Source organism: Sphaerisporangium fuscum (assembly GCF_018531465.1).
Lineage (GTDB): Bacteria > Actinomycetota > Actinomycetes > Streptosporangiales > Streptosporangiaceae > Sphaerisporangium > Sphaerisporangium fuscum.
Genome location: NZ_JAHDTF010000024.1, coordinates 70,673 through 87,039, shown reverse-complemented (window position 1 = coordinate 87,039; position 16,367 = coordinate 70,673). Strand labels below are relative to the sequence as shown.

At 73.5% G+C, this 16,367-nt stretch carries 16 protein-coding genes; 9 read left to right on the top strand and 7 right to left on the bottom strand.

The window, feature by feature from the left end; genetic code table 11:
* Window positions 1-3: 3 nt before the first annotated feature.
* The 3 genes from KIK05_RS29080 to KIK05_RS29070 all read left to right on the top strand — a co-directional run bounded on the left by KIK05_RS29080 (window position 4) and on the right by KIK05_RS29070 (window position 3,199).
* A complete protein-coding gene (locus tag KIK05_RS29080) occupies window positions 4-897 on the top strand; it encodes an alkaline phosphatase family protein (protein WP_214414054.1) in 894 nt (297 codons plus the stop codon).
* Between the two features lie 65 nt (window positions 898-962).
* Window positions 963-2,204, top strand: a complete 1,242-nt coding sequence (locus KIK05_RS29075) for an MFS transporter (RefSeq protein ID WP_214414053.1) — start codon at window positions 963-965, stop codon at window positions 2,202-2,204.
* Entirely contained in the window at window positions 2,201-3,199 is a 999-nt protein-coding gene (locus KIK05_RS29070) for a TolB family protein (protein ID WP_214414052.1), read from the top strand. The genes KIK05_RS29075 and KIK05_RS29070 overlap by 4 nt, the downstream gene beginning before the upstream one ends.
* On the opposite strand, the gene KIK05_RS29065 is transcribed toward KIK05_RS29070, so the two are convergent.
* Window positions 3,179-4,162 carry a helix-turn-helix transcriptional regulator gene (locus tag KIK05_RS29065; RefSeq protein ID WP_214414051.1) on the bottom strand — a complete coding sequence of 328 codons (984 nt, stop codon included), beginning with the start codon at window positions 4,160-4,162 and terminating at the stop codon, window positions 3,179-3,181. The two genes, KIK05_RS29070 and KIK05_RS29065, sit on opposite strands and share 21 nt — an antisense overlap.
* 168 nt (window positions 4,163-4,330) lie before the next feature.
* Window positions 4,331-4,594: a hypothetical protein gene (locus KIK05_RS29060; RefSeq protein ID WP_214414050.1), complete on the bottom strand. Its 264-nt coding sequence runs from the start codon at window positions 4,592-4,594 to the stop codon at window positions 4,331-4,333.
* Window positions 4,595-5,101: 507 nt separating this feature from the next.
* Here KIK05_RS29060 and KIK05_RS29055 point away from each other — a divergent pair.
* Window positions 5,102-6,310, top strand: a complete 1,209-nt coding sequence (locus tag KIK05_RS29055; RefSeq protein ID WP_214414049.1) for a WD40 repeat domain-containing protein — start codon at window positions 5,102-5,104, stop codon at window positions 6,308-6,310.
* Between the two features lie 64 nt (window positions 6,311-6,374).
* Here KIK05_RS29055 and KIK05_RS29050 read toward each other — a convergent pair whose 3' ends face one another.
* Window positions 6,375-6,791, bottom strand: a complete 417-nt coding sequence (locus KIK05_RS29050) for a hypothetical protein (RefSeq protein WP_214414048.1) — start codon at window positions 6,789-6,791, stop codon at window positions 6,375-6,377.
* 209 nt (window positions 6,792-7,000) lie between these two features.
* Between KIK05_RS29050 and KIK05_RS29045 the strand changes: the two genes are divergently transcribed.
* Window positions 7,001-8,197 (top strand): MFS transporter, encoded by a 1,197-nt coding sequence (locus KIK05_RS29045; protein ID WP_308250165.1) that lies wholly within the window; start codon window positions 7,001-7,003, stop codon window positions 8,195-8,197.
* A gap of 53 nt (window positions 8,198-8,250) precedes the next feature.
* Entirely contained in the window at window positions 8,251-8,730 is a 480-nt protein-coding gene (locus KIK05_RS29040) for a nucleoside deaminase (RefSeq protein WP_214414165.1), read from the top strand.
* A 79-nt stretch (window positions 8,731-8,809) separates the two neighbouring features.
* Here the strand turns inward: KIK05_RS29040 and KIK05_RS29035 are convergent, their stop codons facing one another.
* Window positions 8,810-9,649 carry an alpha/beta fold hydrolase gene (locus tag KIK05_RS29035; RefSeq protein ID WP_214414047.1) on the bottom strand — a complete coding sequence of 280 codons (840 nt, stop codon included), beginning with the start codon at window positions 9,647-9,649 and terminating at the stop codon, window positions 8,810-8,812.
* A 109-nt stretch (window positions 9,650-9,758) separates the two neighbouring features.
* On the opposite strand from KIK05_RS29035, the gene KIK05_RS29030 reads away from it, so the two are divergent.
* On the top strand, window positions 9,759-11,099 hold the full coding sequence (locus KIK05_RS29030) for an aminotransferase-like domain-containing protein (protein ID WP_214414046.1): 1,341 nt from the start codon (window positions 9,759-9,761) through the stop codon (window positions 11,097-11,099).
* 85 nt (window positions 11,100-11,184) lie between these two features.
* Window positions 11,185-11,901, top strand: a complete 717-nt coding sequence (locus KIK05_RS29025; RefSeq protein WP_214414045.1) for a VIT1/CCC1 transporter family protein — start codon at window positions 11,185-11,187, stop codon at window positions 11,899-11,901.
* Window positions 11,902-11,923: 22 nt separating this feature from the next.
* Here the strand turns inward: KIK05_RS29025 and KIK05_RS29020 are convergent, their stop codons facing one another.
* Window positions 11,924-12,649 (bottom strand): TetR/AcrR family transcriptional regulator, encoded by a 726-nt coding sequence (locus KIK05_RS29020; protein ID WP_214414044.1) that lies wholly within the window; start codon window positions 12,647-12,649, stop codon window positions 11,924-11,926.
* 95 nt (window positions 12,650-12,744) lie between these two features.
* Here KIK05_RS29020 and KIK05_RS29015 point away from each other — a divergent pair, with 95 nt between their 5' ends.
* Window positions 12,745-14,421, top strand: coding sequence for an FAD-dependent monooxygenase (locus tag KIK05_RS29015; protein ID WP_214414043.1), 1,677 nt, complete (start codon window positions 12,745-12,747; stop codon window positions 14,419-14,421).
* Between the two features lie 57 nt (window positions 14,422-14,478).
* Here the strand turns inward: KIK05_RS29015 and KIK05_RS29010 are convergent, their stop codons facing one another.
* Window positions 14,479-15,384 carry a helix-turn-helix domain-containing protein gene (locus tag KIK05_RS29010; RefSeq protein WP_214414042.1) on the bottom strand — a complete coding sequence of 302 codons (906 nt, stop codon included), beginning with the start codon at window positions 15,382-15,384 and terminating at the stop codon, window positions 14,479-14,481.
* Window positions 15,381-16,145: a phytanoyl-CoA dioxygenase family protein gene (locus tag KIK05_RS29005; protein WP_214414041.1), complete on the bottom strand. Its 765-nt coding sequence runs from the start codon at window positions 16,143-16,145 to the stop codon at window positions 15,381-15,383. Before KIK05_RS29005 ends, KIK05_RS29010 begins: the two co-directional genes overlap by 4 nt.
* Between the last annotated feature and the right edge of the window lie 222 nt (window positions 16,146-16,367).

Here is a 16,367-nt window from a genome sequence, read left to right as displayed (position 1 = left end):
ATCATGCGCTTCGACCGTCTCACGCTCGCGGCCTCGGCCGGCGCGATCCTCGTCGCCGTCCCCGCGGCGGCCACCCCCGCCGCCGCGGCCCCGGCCGTGCCCAGGTTCGACCACGTGGTCGTGGTGATGTTCGAGAACACCGACTACTCGACCGTCAAGGGCAGCTCCAACGCGCCCTACCTGAACTCGCTGGCCTCGCAGGGGGCGCTGTTCACCGGTTCCTTCGCCCTGACCCACCCCAGCCAGCCCAACTACGTCGGGCTGTTCTCCGGCTCCACGCAGGGGATCGACGGCGACAAGTGCCGCAGCGGCGACCTGACGAGGGGGAATCTCGGGCAGCAGCTCCTGGACGCCGGGCTGTCCTTCAAGGGGTACTCCGAGAACCTGCCCAGCGCGGGCTCCACCACCTGCAGCAGCGGCAGGTACGCCCGTAAGCACGCCCCGTGGACGAACTTCCCCACCGTCAAGGGCGCCGCGTACAACGTCCCCTTCACCCAGTTCCCGAGTGACTTCGGCAAGCTGCCCACGATCGCCTTCGTCACGCCGAACATGTGCAACGACATGCACGACTGCTCCCTGAAGACCGGCGACGGCTGGCTGAAGAGCAACCTGGACTCCTACGTCCAGTGGGCCAAGACCCACAACAGCCTGCTGATCGCGACGTTCGACGAGGACGACCGGTCCAGCTCGGTCAACCAGATCTACACCGTCTTCGCCGGCGCGAACGTCAAGGCCGGCTACCAGTCCGGTACCCAGATCAACCACTACACCGTGCTGCGCACGCTGGAGGACATGTACGGCCTGAGCCCGCTGGGCGGCGCCGCGAACAAGTCGGCCGTGACCGATGTCTGGGCACGGCCGGGTGCCGCCGAGGACGAGACCCCCACCACCGGCTGACGAGGCCGGGGCGGTGACCGGGACCACCGGGGGCCCGGTCACCGCCCGCATCGCAGGAGGAACACGTGTACCTGTCCACCACCGGCCTGGGCCGCCAGCGGGTGAGCGCTCGCGGCGTCGCGGCCAACGTAGTGGCGCTCGGCCTGGTCAGCCTGGCGACCGACGTCTCCGCCGAGATGGTCACCGCCGTGCTGCCGTTGTACTTCGTCCTGACCCTGCAGTTCAGCCCGCTCGCCTATGGCCTGATGGACGGCCTGTACGCCGGCGCCACGGCGTCGCTGCGCCTGGTGGGCGGCTACCTCGCCGACCGCACCGACCGGCGCAAGGCGGTGGCGATGGCCGGGTACGGCCTGTCGGCGCTGGCCAGGCTCGGCCTGCCCGCGGCGGGCGGCTCGGGCGCGGCCATCGCCGCCGTCCTGGTGGCCGACCGCGCGGGCAAGGGGCTGCGGACGGCGCCGCGCGACGCGCTGATCAGTCTGTCGACGCCGGAGCCGCTGCTCGGCAGGGCGTTCGGGGTGCACCGGGCCCTGGACGGCGCCGGAGCGTTCGCCGGGCCGCTGGTGGCGCTGGCGGTGCTGGGGCTGGCGGGCGGCGCGTCGGCGGAGGGGTTCGACGCGTTGTTCGTCACGAGTTTCTGCGTGGCGGCCGTCGGCCTGCTGATCCTGGCGGTGGCGGTGGACGATCGCCGCGGGCCGCGCCCGCCGTCCGGGGTGGTCTCGGTGCGGGACGTCGCCCGCCTGGTGCGGGTCCCGGCGGTGCGGGGGCTGCTGGCCGCGGCGTGCCTGCTCGGCCTGGCGACCATCGGGGACGGCTTCGTGTACCTGATGCTGATGCGGTCCCAGAGTGTCGGGGGTGGCTGGTTCCCGATGCTGGCGGTGGGCACCAACCTGGTCTACCTGCTGCTGGCGGCCCCGCTGGGGGTGCTGGCCGACCGGCGTGGGCGTCTGCCGGTGGTGCTGGGCGGGTACGGCGCCCTGCTGCTGGTGTATCTGCTGCTGTCCGGTCCGCTCGCCGGGCCGGTCGCGGTCGTCGTCACGATCGTGTTGTACGGGGCGTTCTACGCGGCGACCGACGGGGTGCTGACGGCGCTCGCGGCCGCGGTGCTGCCCGCGGCGACGCGCACCAGCGCGCTCGCCCTGGTGCAGTCGGGGCAGGCGCTGGCCTACCTGGGTTCGTCGGTGGCGTTCGGCCTGGCCTGGTCGGTCTTCGGGCCGGCGGTGGCCACCCGGCTGGCCGCCGCCGTGGTCGCCGTGGCGATGGTGACGGCGCCGTTCGTCCTGCGCGGGGCCTCCGGGAGGGGCCGGTGAGCGCCCGGACGAAGATGGTGGCGGCGGCGCTCGCCGCCGTGGTGCTCGCGGCCGCGGCCGGGTACGCGGTGCTGCGGGCGCGTGCCGGCCGGGCGCGCACCGTGGCGGGTACCGCGGCGGTGACCCTCGCGCCGGGCCCGCGGTTGCTGGCGGTGAGCACCGCGCCCGCCACGCGGGGCCATCTGGTGGCCCTTCCTCCGGCGGGCGGCCCTCTGGAGGTGTCCCCGCTGACCTGCACCCGTTTCCACGCGGCCGGCGGCACCGGTCTGTGCCTGCGGCCGGACGGCGACCTGCCGACGTACGAGCTGGTGGTGCTGGACGCGGCGCTGACGCAGCGGCGGGCGATCCCGCTGGTGGGGGTGCCCAACCGGGCCAGGGTCTCGCCCAGCGGGCGCTGGGTGGCCTGGACGGTGTTCGTGGCCGGGGACTCCTACAACGGGGGCCGGTTCTCCACCCGGGTGGGCCTGCTCGACACGCGTACCCAGCGTCTGGTGCCGACGCTGGAGGACTGGAAGGTCACCCTCCGGGACCGGCCGTACCGGGCGGCGGACCTGAACTTCTGGGGGGTGACGTTCGCCGCCGGCGACCGGGTGTTCTACGCCACCATGTCCACCTCCGGGCATCGCTATCTGGTGCGGGGCGACCTGGCGGCCGGGACTCTGCGGGTGCTGCGCGACGGTGTGGAGTGCCCGTCGCTGTCGCCGGACGGCGGGCGGCTGGCGTTCAAGTCGGCGGTGGGCGGCGATCCGGGCCGGGGGTGGCGGCCGGCGGTGCTGGATCTGGCGACGATGCGCGAGACCGTGCTGGCGGAGAGGCGTAGTGTCGACGACCAGCCGGCCTGGCTCGACGACCGCACGGTCGCCTACGCGCTGCCGCGCGCTGGGGGTGGTTCCGATGTGTGGCGGGTGCCGGCCGACGGCTCGGGGCGGCCGGAGTTGCTGCTCGCGCAGGCCGCCTCGCCGGTGGCGCTGAGGTCAGATCCAGCCTCTCCGTGAGGCGTGCAGGGCGAGCTGGAACCGGGTCACGGCGCCGGCGTTGCAGGTGAGCTGTTCGAGGTGGCGTGACAGGGTGCGGCGGCTGATGCCGAGCAGCTGGGCGATCTGGGCGTCGGTGATGCCGGTGGCGAGCAGTTCCAGGATGCGGCGCTGCAGGCCGTTGAGCGCGGGTGGCCGCCGGTCGCCGAGGTGCATGGGGAACGCCGTGCGCCAGGAGGTCTCGAACAGCCCGATCAGCGCCGACAGCAGGCTGGAGGGGTAGACGATCAGCATGGAATCGTTGATCTCCGCCTCCACGAACGACATGGACACGAAGGCCACGCGCCGGTCGAAGACCGTCAGTTTCACCGGCACCGTCGGCAGGACCCGGGCCTGCTCCCCCGCGGCGATGCAGGGCTTGATGTTGCAGGCGTAGTAGTCGGCGTTCTGGACGGCCGACCTGGAGTACACGACGCGGTATTCCACGTGGCGGGCGAGGCTGTCGATCTCCTCCTCGTTGGGCCGGCCCTGGGTGTGGTAGGGCGGGGAGTCGAAGCGGAGCACCTCGGACTCCGCGGCGCCCTCGATCTGGTGGATGCGTTCGATGATCTCCGGTCCGGTGACGACTTCCACCAGGTCTTCGGTGGGCTGGGGGTGCACGGTGCGGCGGTAGGCGTCGTAGGCGTTGGCGGCGGCGGTCCTGGCGCGCAGCAGGGAGGCCGACTGTTCGTGTGTGAGGGATTCCAGCGCGATGGAGGGTTCGGCGGGTTTGACGACGGCGTCGCCGGACGAGGCGCCGGTGACGAGCCCGAGCCGGGTCAGGCGGATGACGGCCGTCTCCACTTCGCCGGGTTCCCAGCGCAGCGCCCCCGCCAGTTCGCGGGCGTGGACGGGGCCGGTCCGGAGCAGGGTGGCGTACGCCGACGCCTCCCGGTCGCCGAGCCCCAGCTGTACGAGATGTCCGATAAGTTCCTCATCGACCATGGCGCCCGTCACCTGCCTTCACGGCATCTGGAATGGAGCACCGCAGATCATAGGCTGAACGCCGCCACCGAGGACAGGGCACCGTTCACGGCCGTTCCGCTCAGCGAGGCCGGGGGAGCGGCGGGCGCGGTGACGCGCCCGCCTTTCCCGTCACGACCCCTGGTCGTTTCACAGGATCACGGCGAAGACGACATAGGCGATCACGATGATCAGCCCCACGGTGAAAAGCCCGGCGAGGAATCCGCCGCCACCGCCCTGCTGACTGTAGGAGCCGTGGTAATGGGTGGGCCGGTGCACGGGGTTCACGTGCGGCCGGTGCGCGCCGGCGTTGTGCTGCCGCATGTGCCGCTGGTGCGTTTCCACGTGCCGCTGGTGCGCCTGCTGGTTCAGCTGATTCTGCATCATCTGGTTGAATATCTGGTTCTGGTCCACGATAAGCCCCTTCCGCGTTCTGCCGGTGGTACGGTCAACGGTCGCGCGCGGGCGGGGTGTCCGGCCATCCGCCCGGACGCATTTCTCATCGATCCCGGCAAAGCGCTGGTCCGGGCGTATGCTGAAATCCGTCCGAGGTGTCCGACGGCGCCGGACACCTCACCCGGTAAGCCCTCGGAGACCCGCGTGGACGAGACCACCGATCCGCGAATGAAGTTCGCCCGCCGGTTACGTGCCCTGCAAGAGGCGACAGGCCTTTCCATACGGCGTCTGGAGGTCGAAAGCGAACGGACCCCTCGCCGGCGAAGAGAGGAGAGACTGCGCCTCAAGCGCAGCACGATCGCCGGAATGACAAGCCAAGTTCGTCCGGTTCGGCCGGAATTGGCGAATTTCGAGGTATTTGTCGATACTTGTCTCCGCATAGCGGGAGAAAAGGGAATTTCGCTGCCGCCCGAACTCGGTGATCGCCGGGCCTGGGACGAGGCCTATCGCGAACTCCGCGATCAGGTGGACCGTTTTCCCCACCGTGCCGCCGCCCGTTCCCTGCCCGAACGCTCCCCCGCGGTCCGCGCCTCCCTGGCCGACCCCGGCGACGTACCGGAGGTGAAGCCTTCCCTTCCGCGAAGGCGGGTCCTCCTGGCGACGTCCGCGACGCTGGCCGTGGCGGCGGCCGGGGTGATCATCCCCGTCTGGTTACGCGGGTCCGGCTCCCGGACGGCCGGAGCCGGGCCCGGCCGCTCGGCCCCCCACGCGTCCGGCGGCGCGTCCTACAGCCCCGTCGGCAGACTCCTCAGCCCGCCGATCGCCCAGGACGACCCGGTCTGGTCGGTGGCGGCCGGCGCGGTGAGAGGGGAGCTCCTGGCGCTCGTCGGCCGGGCCGACGGCACCGTCCAGGTGTGGAACCCCGTCACCGGCAGGCCCGTCAGCCGTCCTCTCGGCGGCCACGACAAGCCCGTCTTCTCCATCGCGCTCAGCGCTCCCATGGCGGTGTCCGGCAGCGTCGACGGCACGCTGCGGGTCTGGGACCTCACCGCCGGCCCGCCCACGAGCACCCGCCTGGGCCACGGCGAGCCCAGCGGGGGGATCAACGGCGTCGCGCTGGCCACCGTGCGCGGCAGGACCGCGGCCGTGTCCGCCTCGGACGACCGCACCGTGCGCGTCTGGGACCCGGCCGCTCCCAAGCTGGGCGGCAGGGTCCTCGGCGGGAGACTCGACTCCGAGGTCAAGAGCATCGCCACCGGCACCGTGAAGGGCACGGCGATCGCCGTGTCCGGCAGCGCGGACGGCACCGTCCGCCTCTGGGACCTGGAGGGCGGACGCGCGCCCCGGATCCTCGGCGCTCACGAGACCACCGTCGGGACCGTCGCGATCGGCGCCGTGCGCGACAGGACTCTCGCGGTGTCGGGCAGCGAGGACGGCGTCGTCCGGATCTGGGACCTGACCGCGGCCGAGCCTGCGGGCAGGACGCTCGGCGACCGCGTCCGCGTCGCCGTCAAGACCATCGCCATCGGCGGGGTGAACGGCAGGACCGTGGCCGTCGCCGGCAGCGACGACGGCATGATCCGCCTCTGGGACCTGGCCACCGGGAGTCCGTACGGCGACGGCCTCACGGGCCCGGACACCGGGGCGGAGGCCATCGCCATCGGCCAGGTGCCGGGCAGGGCCGTCGTCGTCTCCGGCCACTGGGACGGCACCATCTGGACCTGGAGCCTGTGATCCCGGCCGCGTGCACGGCGGACGGGGGCGGAGGACTCCCCTCCGCCCCCGTCCCGGTCCCCCGTCAGCAGCCGTCGAAGTAGGTCTGGCCCACGATCGACTGGCGGACCCGGTTGCGGGCGAGCTCCGCCGAGCTGGACACGTTCGACGTCGCGGTCACCGTGAAGTACACCTTCGAGAACGAGCTGGGCGAGTAGCTCGTCTGGGCCGGCGCGTAGGACACCACCACGATGGTGGAGCCGTTGCCGCCGACGACGGCGTTGGGCGGGGTGTACTCCGTCCGGAAGCCGTTGCGGGTCAGGGCCGAGCTCGAGAACTGGCGGGCGTCCTGGTAGCACATGCTCTTGACGAACCAGCCGGAGTGCCAGACCAGCGGGGCCTGGGCCGACGCCGTGGCGGCGGCGGGCACGAGCGCCGCGCAGGCGACGGCCGACGCCGCCAGGAGGAGGCGGAGCCGAGGGGGGACCGAGAGCTTCTTCACCGTGGTGTTCCTTCCGCTGGCAGGTCGAAGCGATCTGCATTCGACGATCGGGACCGCGGGCGATGTCCGGCAACGGGGCCGGACGCATCGGCCGGCGCCACCGGTGTCCGTCCTGGTGGGAGGACGATGTCCGGTCCTGTCCCGATGTCCGGTGCCGCCGGACATCGGGCCGCCGCCCGCGCCGGGATCTTCCTGATAGGTTCTGAGGAGTGACTTCGCGCGTGGTGGGACGGGCCCGCGTGGCCGTGGCGGTGACGTTCGCGGTGCACGGGGCGGTCACGGGGAGCTTCGCCACGCGTATCCCGTGGCTGCAGGAGCATCTCCAGGCGGGGCCCGGTCAGCTGGGGCTCGCGCTCCTGGCACCGGCGGTGGGCTCGTTGGTCGCCATGCCGACGGCCGGGCGCATCGTCCACCGGCTCGGCGGGCGCACGGCGACCAGGCTGCTGATCGCGCTGATGTGCTCGGCGCTCGCCCTCCCCGCCCTCGCGCCCGGCCTCGCCGTCCTGTGGATCACCCTGTTCGCCTACGGCGCGGTGGCCGGCATGGCCGACGTCGCCATGAACGCCCAGGGGGTGGTCATCGAGCAGCACCTCGGGCGGTCGATCATGTCGGGCCTGCACGGCATGTGGAGCGTCGGAGGGCTGGTGGGCGGAGCCATCGGCGTCGCCGCCGCGCAGGCCGCCGTCGACGCCCGCGTCCATCTGGCCGCCGCGGCGGCGGCGCTGCTCGCGGTGAGCGCCGCGGCGGGTCCGCTGCTGCTCGACGTGCGGGCCGCCGACGACGAGGCGGCCCCCGCGAGGTTCGTGCTGCCGACCCGGCGCGTGCTCCTCCTCGGCCTGATCGGCTTTTGCGCGGTATTCGGGGAGTCGGCGAGCCAGGACTGGTGCGCCGTCTACCTCAAGCAGATCACCGGGACCTCCGCCGGGGTGGCGGCGGCGAGCTACACGGCGTTCGCCTTCATGATGGCGGCCGGGCGGCTGTGCGGTGACATGGTGGTCCGGCGGCTCGGCCCGGTGCTGACGGTGCGCCTCAGCGGGGGTCTCGCGGCGCTGGGCGCGGTCCTCGTCGTGGTGGCCCGCACTCCCCTTCCGGCGATCGGCGGCTTCATGCTGATCGGGCTGGGGGTCGCGGTGGTGGTGCCGCTGGCGTTCGCGGCGGCCGGCAACGCGGGCCGTACCCCGAGCGAGGGGGTGGCGGGCGCCGCCACCGTCGCCTACACCTCGGGCTTCGCCGCGCCGAGCGCGATCGGCGGCATCGCGGCGGCCACCAGCCTGCCGGTGTCGTTCGTGGTGGTCAGCGTCCTGATGGTGGCGATCCTGGCCGGCGCCCGCGCCCTGGCCCCCCGTCCGGCCGCGCCCCACCTCCACCCCGCCCCCGCGGCCCCTCGCTCGGGCGCGGGCGACTGACGCGGCCCCGCTACCATCGGGGTCGCTGAAGATCTGTGAGCGTGGAGGCGAACATGGTGGACGACGGCGAGCTGCGCTACCTGCGGCGGTGCGTGGAGCTGGCGGCGACGGCCCTGGAGGTGGGCGACGAGCCGTTCGGCTCGGTGCTCGTCGCCGCGGACGGCACCGTCCTGTTCGAGGACCACAACCACGTGGCCTCCGGTGACCGGACGCGGCACCCGGAGTTCGAGATCGCGCGCTGGGCGGCGGCGAACATGAAACCCGGGGAGCGGGCCGCGGCGACGGTGTACACCTCCGGCGAGCACTGCCCGATGTGCGCGGCCGCGCACGGCTGGGTGGGGCTCGGCCGCATCGTGTACGTCAGCTCCTCCGAGCAGCTGGGGTCCTGGCTGTCGGAGCTGGGCGTCCCCGCGCCTCCCGTGCGGACCCTGCCGATCCGGGACGTCGTGCCGGACGCGGTGGTCGAGGGCCCGATCCCCGGCCTGGCCGACGAGGTGCGTGAGCTGCACCGCCGCTTCCACGGGGCCTCCTGACACGCTCGCATCCTCCACCGGCCGCGAAAGCCCGGCCCGGCGCCGTCGACCACCCGGCGATGATCACGTACATGGCCCGCTAGGAGACGGCCGTCCTCGGGTGGACGACGGCGAGGAGGCCGTGCAGGGCCCGGTTGAACTCCTCGGGCCGTTCGAGGTTGGGCATGTGGGCGGCGCCCTCGATGACGGCGAACCGCGCGCCCGGGATGCGGTGGTACATGAACTCCGCGTCGGCGACCGGCGTGAACTCGTCGTCGGCGCCGGCCACGATCAGCGCGGGCACCGCGATGCCGGCGAGCGTGCCGGTGTGGTCGCGCCGCTCGGCGCGGCCGAGCAGGGCCGCGGCGGCTCCTTCCGGGGAGGTGCGCCGCATCATGCCGAGCACGTGCTCCGCCACGGCGGGCCGGGCCTCGATGTTGGCAGGGGCGACCATCTTCGCCAGCACCTCCTCGGCGTAGGGCCCCATGCCCTCCCTCAGCAGCCTGGCGGCCATGGCGGCCCGTACCCGTTTGCCCTCGGCGGTCTCGGCCTGGGCGAAGGTGTCGGCGAGCAACAGGCCGCGTACCCGCGCGGGGAACAGGTGGTGGAACTCCATCACGATCTGCCCGCCCATCGAGAGGCCGCCGATCACCGCCTCCGCGATCCCCAGGTGGTCCAGGAGGGCGGCGGTGTCGCGGGCGAACACCTCCAGGGGGGTCACGCCGGGGACGACGGTGCTCTCGCCGTATCCCCGCAGGTCGGCGGCCACCACGCGCCAGCCGTGCGCCGCGAACTCCTCCACCTGGGGCGCCCACATCGTGCGGTCGAACGGGTGGCCGTGCACGAGCACCAGCGCGGGACCCTCGCCCCGGTCGTCGTACCCGACGGTGATGCCGTTGACCTCGGCCTTGCTCACCACGTCCACACCCTTCCCGATCATCGCGGGCGGCCGTACGCCGCCGATCGCGATGCTAGGCCTGGCAAGCTTCTCAGTGCAATAAAATCATTGCTCTCGGTGCAATATTGTCTTTGTTGAGAGTGGGGCGCACGTGGAGGACTACCGTCTGGTCGCCGACGCCGTCGCGGCCGACATCGCCGCCGGACGGCTGCGTCCGGGAGACCGGCTGCCGACGCAGCGGGCCTTCGCCCGGCGGCACGGCATCGCCAACTCCACGGCCTCGCGGGTCTACGGCGAGCTGGCGCGGCGGGGGCTGGTGGTCGGGGAGGTGGGCCGCGGCACGTTCGTCCGGGCCGCCGCGCCGTCCCCCGGCTCCGCGCTGGTCGATCCCGGCAGCGCCCGGATCGACCTCGAGCTGAACTACCCGGTCCTCCCCGAGCAGCCCGCGCTGCTCGCCGGCGGCCTCACCACCCTGCTGCGCCCGGACGTCCTCGGCGCCGCGCTGCGCCCGGTGGCCCCGTCGGGCACGCCCCGGGCGAGGGAGGCGGCGGCGCGGCTGCTGGCCCGGGGCGGCTGGTCCCCGGACCCCGCTCGCGTCCTCTTCGCGGGGAACGGCCGGCAGGCGGTCGCCGGGGCGGTGGCCGCGCTGGTCCCTCCGGGCGGACGGCTCGGGGTCGAGGCGCTGACGTATCCGATGATCAAGGTGATCGCCGGGCGGCTCGGGATCACGCTCGTCCCCCTCGCCGTCGACGAGGCGGGGCTGCGTCCCGACGCGCTCGCCGCCGCGCACCGGGGCACGCCGCTGCGGGCCGTCTACCTGCAGCCCACCCTGCAGAACCCCCTCGGGGTGACCATGCCGGCCGGACGGCGGGCCGAACTGGCCGCCGCGCTGCGCGAGCTGGACCTGCACGCGGTCGAGGACCGGATCTGGGCCTTCCTGCACGAGGGGGACGATCCCCCGCTCGCGGCGCTGGCCCCCGAGCGCACGGTCATGATCGACAGCCTGTCCAAGCGGCTGGCTCCCGGCCTGACCGCGGGCTTCGCGCTCGTGCCGCCGTCCCACGCGGAGGCCGTCGCGGCGGCGCTGCGGTCGGGAGGGTGGACGTGCGCCGGGTTCGCCCTGGAGGCCGCCACCCGGTGGATTGCGGACGGCACGGTGGCGGCGCTGGAGGAGGCCAAGCGCGCCGACGCGGCGGCCCGCCAGGAACTGGCCGCCCGCCACCTCGCCGGTTTCGCCACCCGCGCCGACCGCCACTCGTACTACCGCTGGTGGGAGCTGCCGGAGCCCTGGCGGGCGGAGACGTTCGTGGCGGCGGCCGCCCGGCGCGGCGTGGCCGTGACGCCCGCGGCGTCGTTCGCCGTCGCCGGGGGCAGCGCGCCGGCCGCGGTGCGCATCGGCCTGGCCTCCCCGCCGCCGCCGGTGCTGTCCCAGGCGCTGGAGACGCTGGCCGCCGTCGCCCGCGGCACCCCGGAGGACGCCGCCGCGGATTGACGCCGCCTCGCGGTTTGTCGGTGGCCTAAGGTACTTTTGGTGGTTTGTACGGCTATGGCATGACTTCGTCGAAGGAATCCCCCGCATGACCTCCGTTTCCATGCACGCCGCCGAGGTGCATCACCACCACAGGGACGTGACCGGCGGCTGGCTGCGCCCCGCCGTGTTCGGCGTCATGGACGGGCTGGTGTCCAACGCCTCGCTCATCGCGGGAGTGGTCGGCAGCGGCGCGAGCGCGCAGGCCGTGACCATCGCCGGGCTGGCCGGGCTGGCGGCCGGAGCGTTCTCCATGGCCACCGGCGAGTACACCTCCGTCCGTTCCCAGACCGAGATGACCCTCGCCGAGATCGACGTCGAGCGGCGGGAGATCGCCAAGAACCCCGAGGCCGAGGAGCGCGAACTGGCGCTGCTGTACGAGTCGCGCGGCCTCACCCCGGAGCTGGCCCGCGAGGTGGCCCGCCAGCTGCACAAGCAGGACGAGGTCGCCTGGCGCGTCCACGCCCGCGAGGAGCTCGGCGTGGACCCCGACGACCTGCCCTCGCCGTGGGTGGCCGCCGGATCGTCGTTCCTGGCCTTCGCGGTCGGCGCGCTGATCCCGGTGCTGCCCTTCCTGTTCGGTTTCGGCTCGGTGGTGGCGGCGATCGTGCTCACGGCGCTGGCGCTGTTCGGCACCGGGGCGCTGGTCGCGCGGCTCACCACCCGGCCCTTCCTGCTGGGCGGCGCGCGGCAGCTGCTGCTCGGCTCGGCCGCCGCGGCGGTCACCTACGGCATCGGCCATCTGGTCGGCGCCGCCGTCTCCTGAGCCCGCCGGTCCTCGCCGATCGTCACCCTTCGCCGCCCGGCCTGTCCACCGACCGGGCGGCCACGCCGTCCAGCAGGCAGGCCAGCCCGAACTCGAAGTGCTCCTCGAAGCCCAGGTCGCGGGCTTCGATCACCCGGCGGCCGAACTCGGGGTACTCCCCGCTGGTGACGACCTCGCGGATGTAGGGGCCGACGCTCGCCCGCCACTGCTCCTCGCTCATGCCGGTGCGGCGCTGGGCCTCCTGCTCGGCCAGTTCCGCGGCCACCGCGCCCTGCACGTAGTTGGTGAGCAGGCCGACCACGGCGGAGGCCAGCGTGATGTCGCCGGTGAGCCCACGGGCCGCCAGGAGGGCCTCGTCCATCCTCCGCAGGGCGTTCGGCCCGAGCGCGGGACGGGCCGTCAGCACCCGCGCCAGCCAGGGATGACGTAGCAGCACGGCACGCAGCCGCCGGGTGACCGCGGCGAGGTCGGCGCGCCAGTCACCGGATGGCGGCCCGGTCGGCTCCTCTCCCTGCACGGCGTCGACCATCAGGTCGATCAGGTCGTCGCGCCCGGACACGTGCCGGTACAGCGACGTCGTCCCCGAGCCCAGCTCGGCGGCCAGGGTGCGCATCGACAACGCCTCCAGCCCTCCTGCGTCCGCCATGCGCGTGGCCACCTCGACGATGCGCCCGACGGTGAGCGCCTGGCGGCGGCCGGCCTTCGGCATACGGGTCCACACGGGCCCCTGAAGCTGATCCTTGGTCATCTCGGCCGTCCGTCCTCTCACGCTGTTGCGAACAGTGTAGCCGTATGCGTACAGTGTTGCCGCATTCGGGAACAGTGTGCCCATTAAGGAGAGAGATGAACGACATCCACGTCCCCGTGCTGGTGGCCGGCGGCGGCACGGTCGGCCTGGCGGCCGCGGTGTTCCTGGCCCACCACGGCGTGCGCCCGCTCGTCGTGGAGTGGCAGGACGCCCCCTCGATCCACCCCCGCGCCACCGGCGTCGGTCAGCGCACGGTGGAGCTGCTGCGCGAGGTCGGCCTGGAGGACGCCGTGAACGCCGTGGCCCTCGACATGACCGCCGGCGCCCTCGGGAAGATCAGCGGGCCCACGCTGGCGACCGTCCAGTGGCCCCCGCCGGACGCCGTCACGGGACGCCGCACACCCATCGCCGCCGACACCCGCGCCACCGTCGGCCCCGCCAGGCTCCGCGGCCTGTGCCCGCAGAACCGGCTGGACCCCGTGCTGCTGCGGGCGGCCCGGGAGCGCGGCGCGACCGTGTGCCACGGCACCGAGCTGGTGTCCTTCGAGCAGGACGCCGACGGGGTGACCGCCGTGATCGAGGGGCCCGAGGGGCGGCGCACCGTGCGCGCGGACTACCTCGTCGCCGCCGACGGCGTGCGCAGCGGCGTCCGCGCCGCCCTCGGCATCGACACCACGGGGCCGGGCGCGCTCGGGGACCCGATGATGAACATCCTCTTCCGCGCCGACCTGGACGACCTGACCCACGGGCACCACTTCGTCGCCTGCGACATCACCGGCCCCAGCTCGCCCGGCATGCTCGTCACCGTCGACGGGCGGCACGAGTGGATCTTCCACGTGCCCTACGAGCAGGGAGGCGAGGACGGTTTCACGCCCGAGCGCTGCCGGGAGCTCATCCGCGCCGCGCTCGGCGACCCCGAGCGCGACGTCGAGGTCCTCAGCAGGCTGCCCTGGCGGGTCCGCGCCCAGGTCGCCGAGCGCTTCTCCACGGGAAGGGTGTTCCTCGCCGGGGACGCCGCGCACGCCAACCCCCCGCTCGGCGCGTTCGGCATGAACACCGGCGTCGCCGACGCGCACAACCTGGCCTGGAAGCTGGCCTGGGTCCTGCGCGGGCAGGCCGGCCCCGGGCTCCTGGCCACCTACGAGGCCGAACGGCGGCCGGTCGCCGAGCTCACCGTCCGCCAGGCCCTGCTGCGCCTTGAGAACCCGCGGCTGCACTGGGACCCGGGCATGGCTCAGGAGCGGGCGAAGGCGGGCGTGGTCAACGCCCCCGTCGTGCACCTCGGCTACCGCTACGACTCAACCGCCGTCGTCGGCGCCCGGCCCGAACTTCCCTCGACGGAGGACGTGGCCCTCGATCTCGACGGCTCCCCCGGCTCACGTCTCCCGCACCTGTGGGTGGAGCACGAGGGCCGGCGCGTCTCCACGCTCGACCTGGTCGGATCGCGGTTCACGCTGCTGACCGGCCCGGCGGGCGCGGCCTGGCTCGAGGTCGCCGGCGAGGTGGCCACGCGGCTGGGCGCCGGCCTGCACGCCTTCCGCGTCGGCGCGGACGGCGACGTCGCCGACCCCGAGGGCCTCTGGCCGGCGGCGTCCGGCACGGGCGACGCCGGAGCACTGCTGGTGCGCCCCGACGGGTTCGTCGCCTGGCGCTCGGCCGCCCCGGCCGGGGACGACGGCGAGGCGCTGGCGGCCGCCCTGCTGCGCGTGCTGCACCGGCCGGCCACGGACGGGGCCGGGGCACCCGGCGCGCGCACGGCGGTCTCCGCGTAGCCGCATGCCACCGGCCACCCCACCGGGCCGGTCAGTGTGACCGCGGCGGGGAGCGCCTCACATGTGCAGGGTCCCGCTGCGGGCGCGGTGCTCAAGCGGTGGATACCCGTGCAGGCGGCGGAAGGCCGTGCTGAAAGCGCGGACGTCGTGATAGCCGCACGCCCGGGCCACCTCCGTCACCGTGGGGGCCGCGTCGAGCAGCAGGGCGGCGGCCAGCTCGAGCCGCATCCTGCGCAGGGTCGCCATCAGGGAGGCGCCCGTCTGCTCTCGGAACAGCCGCTCGGCGTGCCGTTCGGACAGGTGGACGGCGGCGGCCACATCCCTGACCCTGACCGGCCGGTACAGGTTGTCGGCCAGGTGCCGCCGCATCGCCGCCACCACCCGGGACGGGCCGTCCCGGGGAGGCGGGTCGACCCGCAGATCGTCCTCGTTCGCGAACGCCCTGGCGGTGTCCACCACCAGCGCGGCGCCGAGCCCGGCCAGGCCGGCGTCGTACCCGGACCGCACCGGGCCGGCGTACGCGGCGAGTGCCGTGACGACCTCGGGCAGCGAGCCGGTACGGCGCGACACCACGGGTCCGGCGGTGTCGGTGAGGCCGGACCACCAGCCACGCTCGTCCGGGCCCGGCGCCTCCTGGCCCCTCCGGAGCGTGAAGCCCCAGTGGGCGATGCCGAGCGGGTCCGCCGGGCTCGACTCGATCTCGTGCACGTCACCCGGCCTGGTCAGGAACACGTCACCGGTGCCGACGTCATGGTGTTCCCCACCGACGCTGAACCGGCCCGTACCGGTGTAGGCCAGGCAGACCTCGTAGAAGGAGTGCCGGTGCCAGTAGTTGCGCCAGGCGAGCTTGGTGTAGAACCCCCAGCTGACGAAGTCGGCCCTGAACCCTCCGACCTGGCAGGTCTCCAGCAGGCCGGCCAGCTCGGGCAGCCGGCCGGCACCGGCGACGTCCGCCAGGCTCAAGCCGTGCTCCTGCCTGTCGGGTCCACTCCCGCCAGCATCATGCCCTGCCCCAGGGACCAGTCGTGCGCCTGGATCGCCGGCGGGTCGGCGGGGTCACGGAACTGCACCAGCCAGGTGGTCCTCGCCTCGTCGCTGACGTTCACCCCCGAGCCGTGGACGGTCAGGTACGAGAAGAACAGCACGTCCCCCGCCTCCGCGGGCAGTGGCACCGCGGCCTCGAAGGGCACGTCGGTGAGGTGATGGCCTCCCTCGGGGTCGTGCTCCCGCGGCCCCTGCAGGTGGCTGCCCGGGACGACCCGGACACAGCCCTTGTGCTCGGGCGCGTCGTCCAGGTGGAAGATCGCGGCACCGACCCGGTGGTGGGTGTGGGGGAAGAACGGGTGGTCCTGGTGCAGCGGGAACGGCGAGCCGTTCTCCGGCGGCTTCACGAACAACTTGGTGTGGTGCAGCTGGACGTTCGGCACCCCCAGCACGGCCGCGGCGACGGAGGTGAACCGCTCGTCCACCAGCAGCCGGGAGAACGCCGCCGCGTGGAACTGCGCGTCGTGCAGGTGCCGCAGCCGGGTCGGCGCGCCGGCCGCGAGCCCGGCGGCCGCACCCCAGGTCGGGTCCTCGTCCCGGTCCAGCCGCCGGAGCAGGTCATGGGCGGCACGGCGGTACGCCGCCGCCTCGTCCTTGGTCAGCAGGCCCTTCAGCAGTACGTACCCGTGCTCGGCGTAATGGCCGGCGAGGGTTCCCAGATCGATCGTGGTCTCGGTCATCATGTCCTCCTGTCGTGATTCACATCGACATTAGGAAGCCGGTGGCCGGCACGACAGGCTCACGGCGGACGGCGATGTTCGTGAAACAGACAAGCGATCGCCCACCGGCGGGCAGGCCGGAAATCGAACCGATATACATTTGATTACTCGCGTCCCTGATGTGAAGCCGGCGTGCGGGCCGCGGGGACCGGTGCCACCGCGTTGGCCAGGAGTGCGATCGAG